The organism is Nitrosomonas sp. H1_AOB3 (assembly GCF_015709435.1).
Taxonomy (GTDB): Bacteria; Pseudomonadota; Gammaproteobacteria; order Burkholderiales; family Nitrosomonadaceae; genus Nitrosomonas; species Nitrosomonas europaea.
The window spans coordinates 807,788-821,452 of sequence record NZ_CP054389.1 but is presented as its reverse complement, the minus strand read 5'-3'; the positions used below and the strand labels follow the sequence as shown (position 1 = coordinate 821,452).

The following is a 13,665-nucleotide window of genomic DNA, read 5'->3' as shown; positions in this document are numbered from 1 at the left end:
CATACAACATCAGAATTTTAAGTTCAGGTTGACAAACGCAACACGTCCCGGTGCCGGTATAGCATAGTGGCGAAAATAGGTCGTATTGAAATAACGTTTGTCCGTCAGATTCTGAACATTCAACTGCACGTCCAGATTCTGGCTGATGTTATATTTTGCCATCAGGTCGAAACGCACATAGGACGGGAGATAGCCATTGTTACTGGGATCAGCATATACCTTGCCGGTATAGAATAGCCCCCCACCAAACGTTACACGTGGCAGCACCTTGTAGGTAGTCCAGAAGCTGGCAGCATGCTTGGGAGTACCATGCAATTGTTTACCTTTGGTACTGGCTGAGCCAACTGCATTCTGGTCGGTGCTGTCGCCTACCCGAGTCTGTTCCGCATCGAGGAAGGTATACCCCCCGAATACATTCCACTTATCAGTCACGTTCCCTGCAAAACCAAGTTCAAAACCATTCACTACAGCTCTACCTGCATTCTCAACAGATGGGCCCACGTTGACGCGTGCATTGGTTTTGATCGTGTGGAACACTGCGGCAGTCAGCGCCAGATCGTGCAATACATGCCACTTGGTACCTACTTCATAAGTTTCGGTACGTTCTGGCTTCAAACTTTCTGTATTAGCATTTAGATCACCGCCCGCATAACCGAAATCTCCCATGGACAAACCAACAGGTGAAGAAGATGTGGCAAAGGCTGCATAAATGTTCGCATTGGGCTGCATCTTATAAACAGCCCCTACCTGATAATTGAAGAAACTTTTGTTCTGCTTGAAAGAAGTCGTATTGGCACCGGTACTGGCATTGCGATTCTGTAAATCGACCTGATAATTATCAAATCGAATACCGGCATTGAGCAGTATTTTTTCTGTCAGCTCCATACTGTCAAATATATAAGCTGATTTGTTATGAGCTTCTATTTCTGCACTGGGATACGGGTTGCGGGTGACGGGATCGAACGCAACTGATGAATCAGGATTACCCAGCGGCGCCAGACGGTCAGCCGCATTTGTGATCCTACCACCGGCATAGGTACGATTCCGATAATCTTCCCAACTGACTTCAAAACCGGCATTCAAACTATGTTTGATGAACCCGGTATCAAAGATGAACGATACATCCGTCAGGTTGGCAACCGTCTCGGTTCTGGTGCCACGGTTTCTCGTAGCGTCCCTGTTCACAAGGCCCGCTGCAAAATCAGCACTGCTGATGTTAGGGCGACCGACGAAGAATTCATTGGTCGTGATGCTATAGCGCGTAGTATTGCGCACGACCAGATTATCGCTGAATGCATGTGAAATTTTGAATGTACCGATATCGGCTGAAGTATCCTGAAAATCCCGGCCCTTAACACCATACCAGGCGCTTCTGGAACCCACCGGCTTCCCTTCCGGAATGCCGCCATTTGCAGTATTCTGAATGAACGGAATTCCCCAGTCCGACTTATCATCCGTTTCAAAATGATACCAGCTGAAGGTAGCACTGGTCGCGGTATTCAGTCCCAGAGTAATGGAAGGCATCAACCCCCAGCGTTCAACATCGACGCCATCACGTCCCGGGGTATCCGCTTTGTGTGCCATTCCTACCAGACGGACAGCAACATTTTCCCCAATCGTATAATTACCATCGATTGTCCCGCGCTTGAATTTTTCGGTACCGAGCCCGGCAGAACCCTTGAAAAAGTTGCCTGCCCGCGCCTGCTTGGTGACGATATTGATACTACCCCCTGCAGAACCTCTACCGTCAAAACTACCGCTCGGGCCTTTCAGTACTTCCATCTGCTCGACTGCGAAGATTTCACGTGTCTGAGTACCGAGATCGCGTAAACCATCCACATAAATCGATGAAAAAACGTCGAATCCACGAATGAACGGGCGATCACCTGACGCAATACCCCCTTCACCACTACCGAAAGTAATCCCCGGTGTGGTCCGCAGCGCATCCTGGAACGTCAGCGAACCGCTATCCTTGATGACTTCATCGGTAATGACAGTGATCGATTTGGGTGTATCAATGAGCGGAGCGGTAAATTTCTGACTGGCAGATTTATCTACCTTGTATTCATTGCTTCTTTCACTGGTTTTCCCTGATTTGACCTTGATTTCAGGTAGCGGCACAGGCTCACTTGCATTTGCACCTGCCATCCCACCAAAAGCCAGTGTCAATGCAGATACAACCGGCCTGATCGGGAATATCCCCCATGAACGAGAAGACACCTTTGCCATTTTCAATCTCCCTTAAGTTAAATAATTGGTTGAAAACCAAATTTTTGTTATAAAAATAGTAAATACAAAGAAAATATGAGTATCAATCAGGTGACAATCATTGTTTTTTCATCTGAATACTCCTGTTTTTGAATCGTGCCCATCCGCTGGATCGGGTGTGATGCCCCTCCCTGCTGCCGGGAATACCGGAAAAATGTATAGCACATACGCCCCTTCATTTTGGCTGTTCATTTCACTCGCACTCAATTGGCCAGGTCACATCAGATGCCTTATTCTTTCGACGCCTGGCAGGGAGTAATGGCATGGAATGTTGAAGTGTCGGAGAAGTATTCTTTTCATGAAGAGCCTTTTTGTCTGACGCCCCTGCACAACGACCACAGGTCATATGAATCGTCACGGGCTGTTCCGTCAGGACAAAACCATGCCTGGAAGCGAGTTGTCTCAGGTGTTCATGCAGTAATACAGAATCGTCCATAGGCACACTGGCTCCACACTGACGACATACGATGGCTCCTTTACGATCTTGCAAATCATGCGAGCTCAACCTGTAGACAGCCTTTCCACCACTGGCCCCGACGCGCCATTCACGTAACAGCACCCCGCGATGATCGAGATCCTTGAGCGCACGATATACAGTTGCCAGGCTGATGGTCGTCCCGCGTGCAATCAGTTCCCTGAAGATCGCCTCACCTTCAATCCATCTTTGCGAATCAGCCTCCAGGACTTTCAGTATGCTCAATCGTGTGGATGTGGAGCGCAAACCCGCTGCCTGCAACTTCAAAGAACAAGGATGACCCGCTCTGGAACCCATTATTTATCCCCTCCACACTCGCACAGTACAATCAGCCCACGGCACTCTCTACCGTATGGCACTATGAATATAAACAGAAATCGTTCGTGTTTTTGCTATGATACAAACCGAAATGTCGTCGTTTTGTCAGCAACGTCTGAAATAAACCATGAATCCTTCTTTTCAAGCCCGTATTCTCATCCTCGAGGATAATGCCAGCCTCGTTGCCAACCTTTTTGCCTACCTGGAACCGCGGGGATACCTGCTGGATGCAGCCCAGGATGGTCTTGCAGGTCTTACGCTTGCACAGCAGGGGAATTACCATGCGCTGATCATCGATTGGGGGCTGCCAACGAAGGAAGGAGTAGATGTCATCCGCGCTCTGCGTGCACGGGACTGCCATATACCCATCCTCATGCTGACCGCTCGTGACGATCTCGATGACAAAATTTCCGGATTCAGAGCAGGTGCGGATGACTACCTGATTAAACCATTCGCGTTCGCAGAGCTTGAGGTGCGCATCGAAGCGCTGCTTGCCCGAAGTCGTGGCAGAAGGCGCAAGCTCACTGTGGGCGACCTTTCATTCGATCTGGATACTCAGCATATATGGCGCGGATCACGGCAGATACAACTGTCCGCAAGTGAGCGACGGCTTCTGGAAGTACTGATGCGCGCAAGCCCGTCAGTCGTTTCTCGTCCTGAACTCGAAGAAACGCTTTGGGGTGACGAGCCACCGGAAGGCAATGTGCTCCGCTCACATATGTATGAACTCCGGCGGGCTGTGGACGGAGAGCAGGAAGAAAAACTGCTGCACACACTTCGATGTGTCGGCTATCGCCTTGCTGTGCAGGAGCAAAACTGATGGCGACCAAAAGCCTGCGACGACAGATCATGCTCGGAATGCTGGCGTACACACTGCTGCTTTCACTCGGGATAGCAACCTATGGCGTAACCGTGATCAAAAATGTGGAACACCTTATCTGGGAGTCACTGCTGCGGAGTGAGTTCGAATACTTCCTGGAATGCCAGCGCACCGAAGCCGGTTACCGATGGGATGACACGGAGCTGCTGCGGCTCTTTGGAAAAGGCAGCGATACACCCATTCCTGCAGAATTCGATCTGCCAGCAGGAGTTCATGACGGAATATCTGTCGAAAAGAAACAATTCGTCGTGCTGGCAAGTGGTATCGGCCCGGATCGCAGTGTGATGACACTGGACATTACGAACATAGAAAGAGTGGAACGGCAGCTCATCTGGATGATTCTCGGATCCGCTGCTGTACTGGTATGTATCCTCGTTCTGGTTACGATTTTCGGTGCCAGACGACTGGTACGACCGCTGAGCAGCCTTGCACGAGCAATTGCAGAATTGTCACCCGATCAGAACGGACAGCGTGTACAAATTGAACCACATGCCCCGAAAGAAGCCCAGGTCATCGCTGAAAGGCTCAATTCCTATCTCGTGCAGATCGACGATTTCGTGGAGCGCGAGCGCAAATTCATCCGCATGGCCAGTCACGAATTGCGCACCCCGCTTGCCGTGGTCGTCAGTACCGCCGAGGTGGCACTCGACCCCCTGGTATCACCGCATTCAACCGAAGCACACCTGCGCCGCATCCTGGCAACGGCTCACGAAATGCAGAATCTGGTCACACTTCTCCTCGCTCTTGCCAGAGACCCTGCACGCCTGCAGTCGATGATGGAGCTGGTCGACCTGGCTGAGCTGGTACCCTCCATCGTCCAGGATCATCGGCTGCTGGCCGGATCAAAGGAACTGGCTTTCGACATCATCACAACGCCCCCTTGTTCAATCCACGCTCCTCGCCAGATTGTGAGTGCCACCATCGGCAATCTTGTCCGCAATGCGATTGAAAACAGCGAGCACGGTACGATTCGTGTGATCACCACCGGTTCCGGTGTCACCGTTCAGGATTCCGGGCATGGTGTTTCAGAAAGCGAACGCAGTCGTATTTATACACAGCTTGCACGTGCTGGCTCCGCTGCAGCCGGTGGCATTGGGCTCGAACTGATCGCCCGGGCATGCGCTCATCTGGGCTGGCGCCTGGATATCGACAGTCTGGAATCCGGTGGCACCAAAGCCACACTCACCTTCCGTTGATCTTCCCGGTATCCGGTCGACAGTGGTTCATACCAGTTTCCAGCGAGCGTGTTCCCCTGCTCTGAGGGGGATCAATTTTTCTTCACCCAATTCAACCTGCTCCGGAATCTGCCAGCTTTCCCTGATCAGGGAAATCCGATCACTGTTGTGCGGCAAGCCATAAAAATCAGGGCCGTGAAAGCTGGCAAAAGCCTCCAGCCGATCGAGCCGGCCAGCCTGTTCGAATACCTCGGCATAAAATTCGATGGCTGCATGAGCACTGTAAATACCCGCACAACCACAGGCCGATTCTTTGTCTCTGACCGGATGCGGTGCGCTGTCCGTACCGAGGAAGAATCTGGAATGACCACTGGTCGCCGCTTCCAGCAGTGCCTGACGATGTATTTCCCGTTTCAGTACCGGCAGACAGTAATGATGCGGCTGCAACCCGCCGGTAAACAAAGCATTCCGGTTCAGCATCAGGTGGTGTGCGGTAATCGTGGCAGCAATCCGGTTTGGAGCCGTCTGTACAAACTCGACTGCCTCTCTGGTAGTGATATGTTCGAATACCACTCGCAGCCCGGGAAAGCGTTGCAGTAGCGGCGTCAGTACCCGGTCAATGAAAATTTTTTCCCGGTCGAAAACATCCACTGCAGGATCGACCACTTCTCCATGCACGAGTAAAGGCATGTCGAGCTCTTCCATCCTCTCCAGCGTAGCTTCGCAGCGTGCAATATCCGTGACACCCGCATCGGAATGTGTGGTCGCTCCAGCAGGGTAGAGCTTGATACCTTGCACGATACCACTTGCCTGAGCCCGGGTAATTTCTTCGGGTGATGTCGTATCCGTCAGGTATAGCGTCATCAGCGGCTCGAACCGCCCGGCCAGCTCAGCCGGTAAAGCAGACAGAATACGGGCACGATAGGCAGCTGCCTGTTCAGTCGTCACGATGGGCGGCTTGAGATTCGGCATGATGATAGCGCGTGCAAAACGCCTGACAGTGTCAGGCAGCACTGATCGCATGGCATTGCCATCACGCAAATGCAGATGCCAGTCATCCGGACGGGTAAAAATCAGCTTGTCTGCTGTGTCGTTCAATTTGTTGCCTCGCTGATTCAAAGTAAGAATCAGCCACTATATGTCATCCGGGTGGCATACGTCATGGAATCCGGAACATCACGCAAACTTTGCTCCTCAGATTGGTCTGCTGCGGTACCGTGTCATCGATCCAATCAGAATCAGGCCAGTCAGCATGATAGCCAGCATGTACGGTTCCGATACCTGGGCGATATCCACCGCCACTTGCGCAAGCGATATAAACGGTTGATTTGTAAGATCAAACTCGAAATGATTTACCGTGTTGGCAAAATACCACAGCCCAAGATACTGGTTCAAATCATGATCGGTCACGGAAGTGCCCGTGAAAGTCCTGGTCCAGCTGGATGCAGCAAGACCATTGAGCAGAGGCGCAGCAGGCTCATCTCCCCACATCTCGACCTGCAATGCAACGACGAGCGGGCCGCTGAACAAAGATACGGGCGATATACGAATGAAGAATTCTTGCACTACACTAGGGGTAATGAGATTACCCGTGCTGGTGACAAAAACACCCGGGTTCCAACTAAGATAAGCATCAGCCACGTTATGGGTACCTATATCAGGCGCAGCTGTCCGATCACCACTACCACCATAACTGGCATCGGAAATGGTATCCCACTCGGCATAAAGCGTACTTGCACCACCTCGCATCCAGCCACCCCAGCCGGCTGTTCAGTCTGTTTTTCTTTGAACCAGCGGACTTGCACCACCTCGCATCCAGCCACCCCAGCCGGCCTCATCCGGTGTATCGAAACCATACCCGGCATCATAAGGATTCGGGCTGTTGGAAATATCGGCAGCAGCCTGACCACTCAAGCCGACCAGCAAGAGACTGATGATGATTCTGCATAAAGACAACATACGATTACGCTCCTGAAATTAAACTGACAGCACGACATGTACTGACGGATTTTTAAGGAACCTCTGCACGAATCCCACATGGACGGCTCATGAAGGATTCGTGCAGAGGTTCCCACTCAGAGCTGGCGGACCGAAAACAGGGTCTGGCTGGCAACCAAATACTGACTCCTGGCAATACGAAACACGAGGCTGGCAAAAGCTGGCAGAAATGTTGGCCGGGTAGAAAACCAGAAGATGCTTTCCTGGCCAGAGAAAAGAAATTTATCTAAAACTTAAAACTTCAGCCAATCAGCCGACTGAAGTAAAAACATTTATATGCAAATCCAATTTTTCCGGAAAATAGCAGATAATGAGAATCATTGTCAACTATCCATCCCGGACTGAACGAACTTCTCCGGTAATCAATCGGAATAAATCTGGTTCCGCCTGACTTTGTTCGTATTTTCATGTAATACGCTACTATCAGAGGGTCATCATCCTGTTTCAGCCTCATTCAGCTGCACTGCTTTAGAAACAGGATGATCCATAAACAAGCTTCTTTCGTTTCCGGATACGAGATTATTTATGATAAGGTTGAAAGGTAACTTCGCCCTACATCTTTGGCCAGTGCGAGATAGGTATTGTGCGAATCAAACGCCGATCATGCGGGATAGGATGATCATCCTTCCCGGAAAATCCGGAAACTTGCCCCGATCGAATATGAATAAAATGAATTCCTCTGAAAAGGAATACTTTCTTTTTTCTATGTGAGAACGACGATGACGACAACGAATGATGCAGATAATGAAACTTACGATCAGTCTCTTGAGAATGACATGAGCAGATTATTACCCGATCAGTCAGTGCTGGGAGAGCCCGAGCCCTGGGAAAGCTGGGAAACCAGCCTGTGCCTGTGGAGTATAGGAATCGGTATCGCGGCACTGGTCATTCTGGGTATTCTGGTGGACTGGTTCCTCCTTCCGGGACAAAAATGAAAGCTGATCTGGAAGTTCGGTTGATACATGATGGAATCAAATGGATCGCATACCATCAGGATTTCGAAGCTTGCGGACAAACCCTGGCAGAACTGGATCAGGCTCTGATCAGGTATCTGCTGGACAGGCAATTATTTCCGGAAAATAGCTGCGTGACAGTATTCATGATTTTCGATCATAGCTGCATTCCCGCCTGGATACGCCAATACGCCTACCATTACTTCAACCGTTACATCCGTCTGGACTTGAAATCACCCGTATCAGCGGTGCAATAAAAACAAGGAAACAAGCAAGAAATGAATGCAATGAATGACAAATGGTATTCAGGTATGGCAAGAACGGAAGACTGGTGGGCAGTCTGGCTGGGATTGATCATGTTCATGGCAAGTGTCAGCTCGCTCTGGGGGCTGGAGCTGACCGGCTGGATGGCCAAACCCGAAACCTGGGTATGGGAAAAATTTTCCATCGAAGGCGTACTGAAATCCAGTGGCAAGCCGGAATGGCATCCAGCATTATCGTTACTGGTGACTTATCTGGTATTTACCGCCCTGACCTGTCTGGCAGCATGGTCGATGAAATTTGACCTGAAACAGTTTTTTATCGGTTGGACCATTCTTTTCATCATGACCTGGGTCATCTGGATCATCGGCAATGAAGCTCATTTCAAGGCCTCTGTCTATGAAATGGACAAATATGGCCTGTCCTGGGGATTGTCTCTCGGCAGCGGTTTTTCTTACCTGCTGGCGTTGCTGGTCGGGCTCGTCATCGGCAATTTCTTCAAAAATACCGCCAGGTTTCTCAACGAAGCAGCAAAACCGGAATGGTTCATCAAAACGGCAATCGTATTCCTGGGTATCAAAATCGGCGTCATGTCCATCGAAGCAGCCGGTTTCATTACAGAACTGGTCATGACCGGGGTTGCGGCTACTTTTGTCGCCTACATGCTGTTCTGGCCGATCGTCTATGCGCTTGGCCGCAGAGTATTCCATTTATCACGTGATGCCGCAGCGGTCCTTTCTTCCGGCATTTCCATCTGCGGCATATCGGCTGCCATCGCCACCGCCGGTGCCATTCGTGCCCGCCCGGCACTTCCGGCATTCGTCTCGATTCTGGTCGTAATCTTCGCCATGTTCGAACTCATCATCCTGCCGGGGTTTTATACGGCAATAGCACCGGAGCAGCCTATCGTCAACGGCTCCGCTCTGGGGCTGACAGTCAAGACGGATGGTGCCGATGCAGCTGCCGGAGCCATGCTGGATGAATTGATGCGTGCCAATGCCGAGGCCAACCTGGGCATCGTATGGAAAGAAGGCTGGATTTTGATGGCATCACTGACCACGAAAATCTGGATCGATATGTTTATCGGTGTCTGGGCCTTCGTTCTGGCGCTGGTGTGGGTATATAAAGTAGAACGCAAACCCGGCCAGTCCAAAATCGGACTGATGGAAATCTGGCACCGGTTCCCGAAATTTGTACTGGGTTATCTCCTGGTCTGGTTTTCGTACATCATGCTCGCCTCCAGCGGATCAGAAGCCGCTGAAACCCTGCATAAAGCTGCTGCCGCAGTCGAGGGGCCAATGCGTAACATGATGTTCATGCTCACCTTTATCAGCATCGGCATCATAACTGACTTCAGCAAGCTCAAAGGAATGGGCAAGTTGGCATTGCTCTATGCAATTGCGCTGTTCGGCATCATTGCCCCGATTGCTTACGGGGTTGCATGGATATTTCATCGCGGCATGATGCCGCCCGTTCTCTGAAGAATTGCGCAAAAACTAATGACGAGCGGTGACAACAGATCGCTTGCTAAAAAAGCACATATTATCGTCGCCAATCGTCAGAAACCGATGCGCAGCACTGCAGTAGCGGCATGATCATGCCCGTTATGTGCGAAGCGGCCGGTATAGCTGGCACCAATCGCTGCACGCCTGCCCAGTGACAATTCGAACCTGCCCTCGATCAGCAGATTGTTGCGTGCGAGTGGCGTACCGGCGATGGTAAAGGGATCACCCATGGAAAAGCGATGGGTCGAACGCGGAATCACATCACCCCAAACATGCTGCCAACCGATCATGCCAACGGTTCTGATGCCTGTCCCGCGGAAAACATGTGCAGCTTCGATGCGTTGGCCCAGCGTCATGACAGTCGCAGACATCGTGCTGCGTCGGCCGGCCAGAGCCATACTGCCCCCGGTTTCGGTAAACCTGTTCGAACGTGTGTGAATATGGGCGAGGTTAGCAAATGGCTCATAGCGCACAATGCCAAAATGGAGGGTATGAGCCAGCTCTCCGAAAGCCTGGGTCGTACTCGCACCATGAGTACTGCGCAAAGTTCCGGAAAGACCGGGGACGGCAACCGTGCGCCGGGTGTCGATGTCATGCTCGCCATGCAACAAACCAAGACGCAGGCCCAGATCGCCCCATTGGGTGCCTCCATAGAGACCGGCATACCACGTTCCGGCCTCGGCGGTCGAGGCCCGGTCAGCAACCGTCACACCAGTCCAGCTACGGCCGGTCATGACGCCTGTCCGCCAGTTGCCAAGCTGACCATCGAGACCCAGGAGCAATCCGCCAGTATCGCGCTTGAGGGAGGCAGCGTTGCCATCACTCTGCCAACCGGCCCAGGCCCCATAGCCATGTGCCCAGAATGCGGTGTCGGTATTTGTGCCAAACGCGGATCGAAGCCGGTCATTGACTGCTCTGCGCGGAAAGCGGCTTTCTTCGAGCAGCACGCCGGATGCAGTGGCATGGATTTCTCCCGAAAGAAAGTCGAAGCTCCGGCGCACGGCGACCTCATCGCTCATGAGCGCAATCGTGTTCCATATCGGGTGGCCATAGGGCAGCATGTCGATTCCCCTGCCCGTCGCGATCTGGTTCGGAGTGAGCGCGACCGATGCAAAGGCAACGTCATTGCGCACGAAATCGAGCGTGATGTCGTTGCCATCGCCACCGGCATAATTCACGTATGGATCGAGGAACAACAGATTGTTGTTGACCGCGCCGAAGCTGCCAGCCACTGCGCTGGCACTCTGCTTGTCGATGATAGTGAACGGCCCATTGATGATATTCCAACCCGACGTCACAGGAGGAGAAAGCTGGAGATCGAGGGTGGCACCGGTAATATCGACGCCACCCTGCACAATGAGCATGTCCATCCCCGCCGGTGTACCGTCGATTCGCAGTGTGCCGTAATTGACGTAGTTGCCGGCAATGGTCTGAACGCCAACGCTGTTACCCGGCGCGTGCACACCGCCGCCAAGGATGGTGACGTCGGCCCCGGCGCTACCGACCGTGCCCGAACCGCCAAGTGTTGCGCCATCCAGCACATTGACCATACCGCCGAGCGTCCCGGCGCCGCCCATGCCAACGATCAGACGGCCATTCGTAACCGTCGTCGTACCGTTAAAAGCAGCGCTGTTGCCGGTGAGCATCGTCGTACCGGTGCCCAATTGATCGAAGACGCCAGTCCCGGAAAGGATACCTGCATAGGTCCAGTCATTTGAACGATCAATGCGCAGTGTTCCTGTGCTGTCGATCTGGATGTCGCTGGTGACCGAGCCGCTCGTGCCGCCATTGCCGAGCTGGAGCACACCGCCCGCAATCATCGTAGAACCGCTATAGGTGTTGTCGCCGGTCAGGATGGTCGTGCCGGAATAGTGATTGAGCGCCCCATTTCCGGTGATGACGGGTGAGAAGAGATAGGCGCTATCGGTATGATTGAAATTAAGCCTGCCGGTGCCGTCGCCAAAACGAACTTCGGCGGTGCCCAGCGTGCCGGCCCCGACCGGCGCACTACCCGCCGCAGCCCCGATATTCACCACGCCATTTGCTGTCGCGGCTTCAGCGACATGAACAATGCCGTTGCCGCCGCCGACACTAACATGGCCACCGTCTGCGACGGTCAGGGTGGCGCTGCCGTTGGTACCGACGGTTAAATCACCGCTGTTGATCCAGCGTGCGCCAGCGCCGGAAACCAGGGCCGCGCCCTGGCGGCCTGTACCGACGCCAATACCTGCGGTTGCATTCGAAACCATGCCGCCGTCTGAGACGGTGAGCGTGCCGTTGCCCAGTGCTCCTACAATGAGGGCGCCGCTGTTGGTCCAGGTGGAGTCCGCACCTGAGACGATTGCTTCGCCGAGACCCGAAGTGTTGGACCCGATAGTGGTCAGAGTGCTGGTGACCGAGCCGCCGTCTTCGATCGTCAGCGTGCCATGGCCGCTTGCGCCGATGGTCAGGATGCTGCCTGCGATCCAGCGTGAATCGGCGCCGCGAACCGCGACCGATCCGGTGCTGCCTGACGAGACCCCGACCGAGAGGTTGTTCGATTGGCCCACGCCGCCATTCTCGACGATCAGCGTACCCTTGCCCGCGCCGCCGACCTGCGTGGAACTGGTGTTGATGAGGCTCGATCCCGCGCCGCTTAAGGTCACGAGACCTTCGGCGCCCGCCTGGCGGCCAATCACGAAGCTGGCCACGATATTCGCCTTGCCGCCATCGGCAACAGTCAGCGTACCTTTGCCGAGATCGCCGATGTAGAGCGTACCCATGTTGCTCCAGGTGGAACCCGCATCCTTGATCGTCACGGTACCGATAGCGCCAGCCTCCCGCCCGATCCGGCCATCCGTGTTGCTGAGTGCGCCACCGTCTTCGACCATCAACTCGCCCATGCCGAAACTGCCGATCTCAAGGGCTGCGCTGTTCGACCAGGAAGAACCCGCGCCTGAGACCATCACCTCACCGGTCGATCCGGTCTCGCGGCCGACAAAGCCTTCGACATTGCTTACAGCGCCACCATCTACGATCAGCAATCTGCCAGAGCCGCCGAAACCCACGGACATCGAGTTGTTCGTTGTCCAGCTTGAACCGGAACCCTGAACGATAGCCGTACCTATACCTGTCGAGCTCCAGCCGATCCGGGTCACGTTCGTGCTGTTCACCGTTGCGCCATCTTCGATGATCAAAGCGCCGGTGCCTTCGCTACCGACCTGCATCATGTTGCCGTTGGTCAGCCTCGATCCCGCGCCGCTCACAGTCACGAGGCCATCGGAACCAATGAAACGGCCGATATAAAGGAATGTACCGATATTGGCGGTGCCCCTGTCCTCAATCTTGAGAGTGCCCGTGCCACTACTACCCACGTGCATTTGCAATACGGTGGAGAACAGGGAATCATTACCACTGACCATCACCGTGCCAGAACTACCAACGGCAGCGCCGAGGAGCGCCTGACCCGGACCGGCAACCATACCACCATCAGTAATGGAAAGCGTGCCCGCTGCATTCACGCCCACACGTAAATTGGCAGGTTGCCATAGCGCAAGAGGCGGCGCCGGGATACCGGGAAGAATATTACCGCTGGCGATGATACTTTGCGCAAGTGCGGCAGGATATACGAAGGTGGTGCCACTCAGGAAGGTAAGGATTGTGGAAAATTTCATACGGACACATCTTTTTCATAACGAAACGGGATACTATTTTCGGTTGTCACCGAATTCTTAATCGTTATGAGGTCCGGGATTATTAAGTGCTTCGCCGGGATTCTTTAATTTTCATCCCCTTATACTTCATAATTTGAGACATTGAAGCCCAATCAAGGGGCTACCTGCGATTCCGTTGC

At 53.1% G+C, this 13,665-nt stretch carries 11 protein-coding genes; 5 read left to right on the top strand and 6 right to left on the bottom strand.

The window, feature by feature from the left end:
* Positions 1-9: 9 nt before the first annotated feature.
* Positions 10-2,229 carry a TonB-dependent receptor gene (locus tag HRU73_RS03980; protein ID WP_287399554.1) on the bottom strand — a complete coding sequence of 740 codons (2,220 nt, stop codon included), beginning with the start codon at positions 2,227-2,229 and terminating at the stop codon, positions 10-12.
* A gap of 232 nt (positions 2,230-2,461) precedes the next feature.
* Positions 2,462-3,040: a Fur family transcriptional regulator gene (locus tag HRU73_RS03975; RefSeq protein ID WP_011111348.1), complete on the bottom strand. Its 579-nt coding sequence runs from the start codon at positions 3,038-3,040 to the stop codon at positions 2,462-2,464.
* 148 nt (positions 3,041-3,188) lie between these two features.
* Between HRU73_RS03975 and HRU73_RS03970 the strand changes: the two genes are divergently transcribed.
* On the top strand, positions 3,189-3,881 hold the full coding sequence (locus HRU73_RS03970; RefSeq protein WP_011111347.1) for a response regulator transcription factor: 693 nt from the start codon (positions 3,189-3,191) through the stop codon (positions 3,879-3,881).
* Positions 3,881-5,137 carry a sensor histidine kinase gene (locus HRU73_RS03965; protein ID WP_276678914.1) on the top strand — a complete coding sequence of 419 codons (1,257 nt, stop codon included), beginning with the start codon at positions 3,881-3,883 and terminating at the stop codon, positions 5,135-5,137. The genes HRU73_RS03970 and HRU73_RS03965 overlap by 1 nt, the downstream gene beginning before the upstream one ends.
* Before the next feature lie 27 nt (positions 5,138-5,164).
* Here HRU73_RS03965 and pyrC read toward each other — a convergent pair whose 3' ends face one another.
* From pyrC to HRU73_RS03950, 3 genes are all read right to left on the bottom strand, one after another.
* Positions 5,165-6,214 (bottom strand): dihydroorotase, encoded by a 1,050-nt coding sequence (gene pyrC / locus HRU73_RS03960; RefSeq protein WP_287399552.1) that lies wholly within the window; start codon positions 6,212-6,214, stop codon positions 5,165-5,167.
* A 96-nt stretch (positions 6,215-6,310) separates the two neighbouring features.
* The gene (locus HRU73_RS03955) at positions 6,311-6,865 is read right to left on the bottom strand and encodes a hypothetical protein (protein ID WP_287399550.1); all 555 of its coding nucleotides are present in this window, start codon (positions 6,863-6,865) and stop codon (positions 6,311-6,313) included.
* 21 nt (positions 6,866-6,886) lie between these two features.
* Positions 6,887-7,075, bottom strand: coding sequence for a hypothetical protein (locus HRU73_RS03950; RefSeq protein ID WP_287399548.1), 189 nt, complete (start codon positions 7,073-7,075; stop codon positions 6,887-6,889).
* Between the two features lie 758 nt (positions 7,076-7,833).
* On the opposite strand from HRU73_RS03950, the gene HRU73_RS03945 reads away from it, so the two are divergent.
* From HRU73_RS03945 to HRU73_RS03935, 3 genes are read left to right on the top strand one after another with little or no spacing between them, the layout of a single operon-like run.
* On the top strand, positions 7,834-8,049 hold the full coding sequence (locus HRU73_RS03945; protein ID WP_276679395.1) for a hypothetical protein: 216 nt from the start codon (positions 7,834-7,836) through the stop codon (positions 8,047-8,049).
* A complete protein-coding gene (locus HRU73_RS03940) occupies positions 8,046-8,324 on the top strand; it encodes a DUF5395 domain-containing protein (protein WP_287399546.1) in 279 nt (92 codons plus the stop codon). Before HRU73_RS03945 ends, HRU73_RS03940 begins: the two co-directional genes overlap by 4 nt.
* A 30-nt stretch (positions 8,325-8,354) precedes the next feature.
* Positions 8,355-9,809 (top strand): putative sulfate exporter family transporter, encoded by a 1,455-nt coding sequence (locus tag HRU73_RS03935; protein WP_287399545.1) that lies wholly within the window; start codon positions 8,355-8,357, stop codon positions 9,807-9,809.
* Between the two features lie 77 nt (positions 9,810-9,886).
* On the opposite strand, the gene HRU73_RS03930 is transcribed toward HRU73_RS03935, so the two are convergent.
* Positions 9,887-13,486: an autotransporter domain-containing protein gene (locus tag HRU73_RS03930; protein ID WP_287399544.1), complete on the bottom strand. Its 3,600-nt coding sequence runs from the start codon at positions 13,484-13,486 to the stop codon at positions 9,887-9,889.
* Positions 13,487-13,665: the final 179 nt, after the last annotated feature.

What these genes read in the sequence shown, in the direction of transcription:
- HRU73_RS03945 (WP_276679395.1), top strand. Translation starts at nt 7,834, where the DNA reads ATGACGACAACGAATGATGCAGATAATGAAACTTACGATCAGTCTCTT.
- HRU73_RS03975 (WP_011111348.1), bottom strand. Translation starts at nt 3,040, where the DNA reads ATGGGTTCCAGAGCGGGTCATCCTTGTTCTTTGAAGTTGCAGGCAGCG.
- HRU73_RS03980 (WP_287399554.1), bottom strand. Translation starts at nt 2,229, where the DNA reads ATGGCAAAGGTGTCTTCTCGTTCATGGGGGATATTCCCGATCAGGCCG.
- HRU73_RS03955 (WP_287399550.1), bottom strand. Translation starts at nt 6,865, where the DNA reads ATGCGAGGTGGTGCAAGTACGCTTTATGCCGAGTGGGATACCATTTCC.
- HRU73_RS03940 (WP_287399546.1), top strand. Translation starts at nt 8,046, where the DNA reads ATGAAAGCTGATCTGGAAGTTCGGTTGATACATGATGGAATCAAATGG.
- HRU73_RS03950 (WP_287399548.1), bottom strand. Translation starts at nt 7,075, where the DNA reads ATGTTGTCTTTATGCAGAATCATCATCAGTCTCTTGCTGGTCGGCTTG.
- HRU73_RS03965 (WP_276678914.1), top strand. Translation starts at nt 3,881, where the DNA reads ATGGCGACCAAAAGCCTGCGACGACAGATCATGCTCGGAATGCTGGCG.
- HRU73_RS03935 (WP_287399545.1), top strand. Translation starts at nt 8,355, where the DNA reads ATGAATGACAAATGGTATTCAGGTATGGCAAGAACGGAAGACTGGTGG.
- HRU73_RS03930 (WP_287399544.1), bottom strand. Translation starts at nt 13,486, where the DNA reads ATGAAATTTTCCACAATCCTTACCTTCCTGAGTGGCACCACCTTCGTA.
- HRU73_RS03970 (WP_011111347.1), top strand. Translation starts at nt 3,189, where the DNA reads ATGAATCCTTCTTTTCAAGCCCGTATTCTCATCCTCGAGGATAATGCC.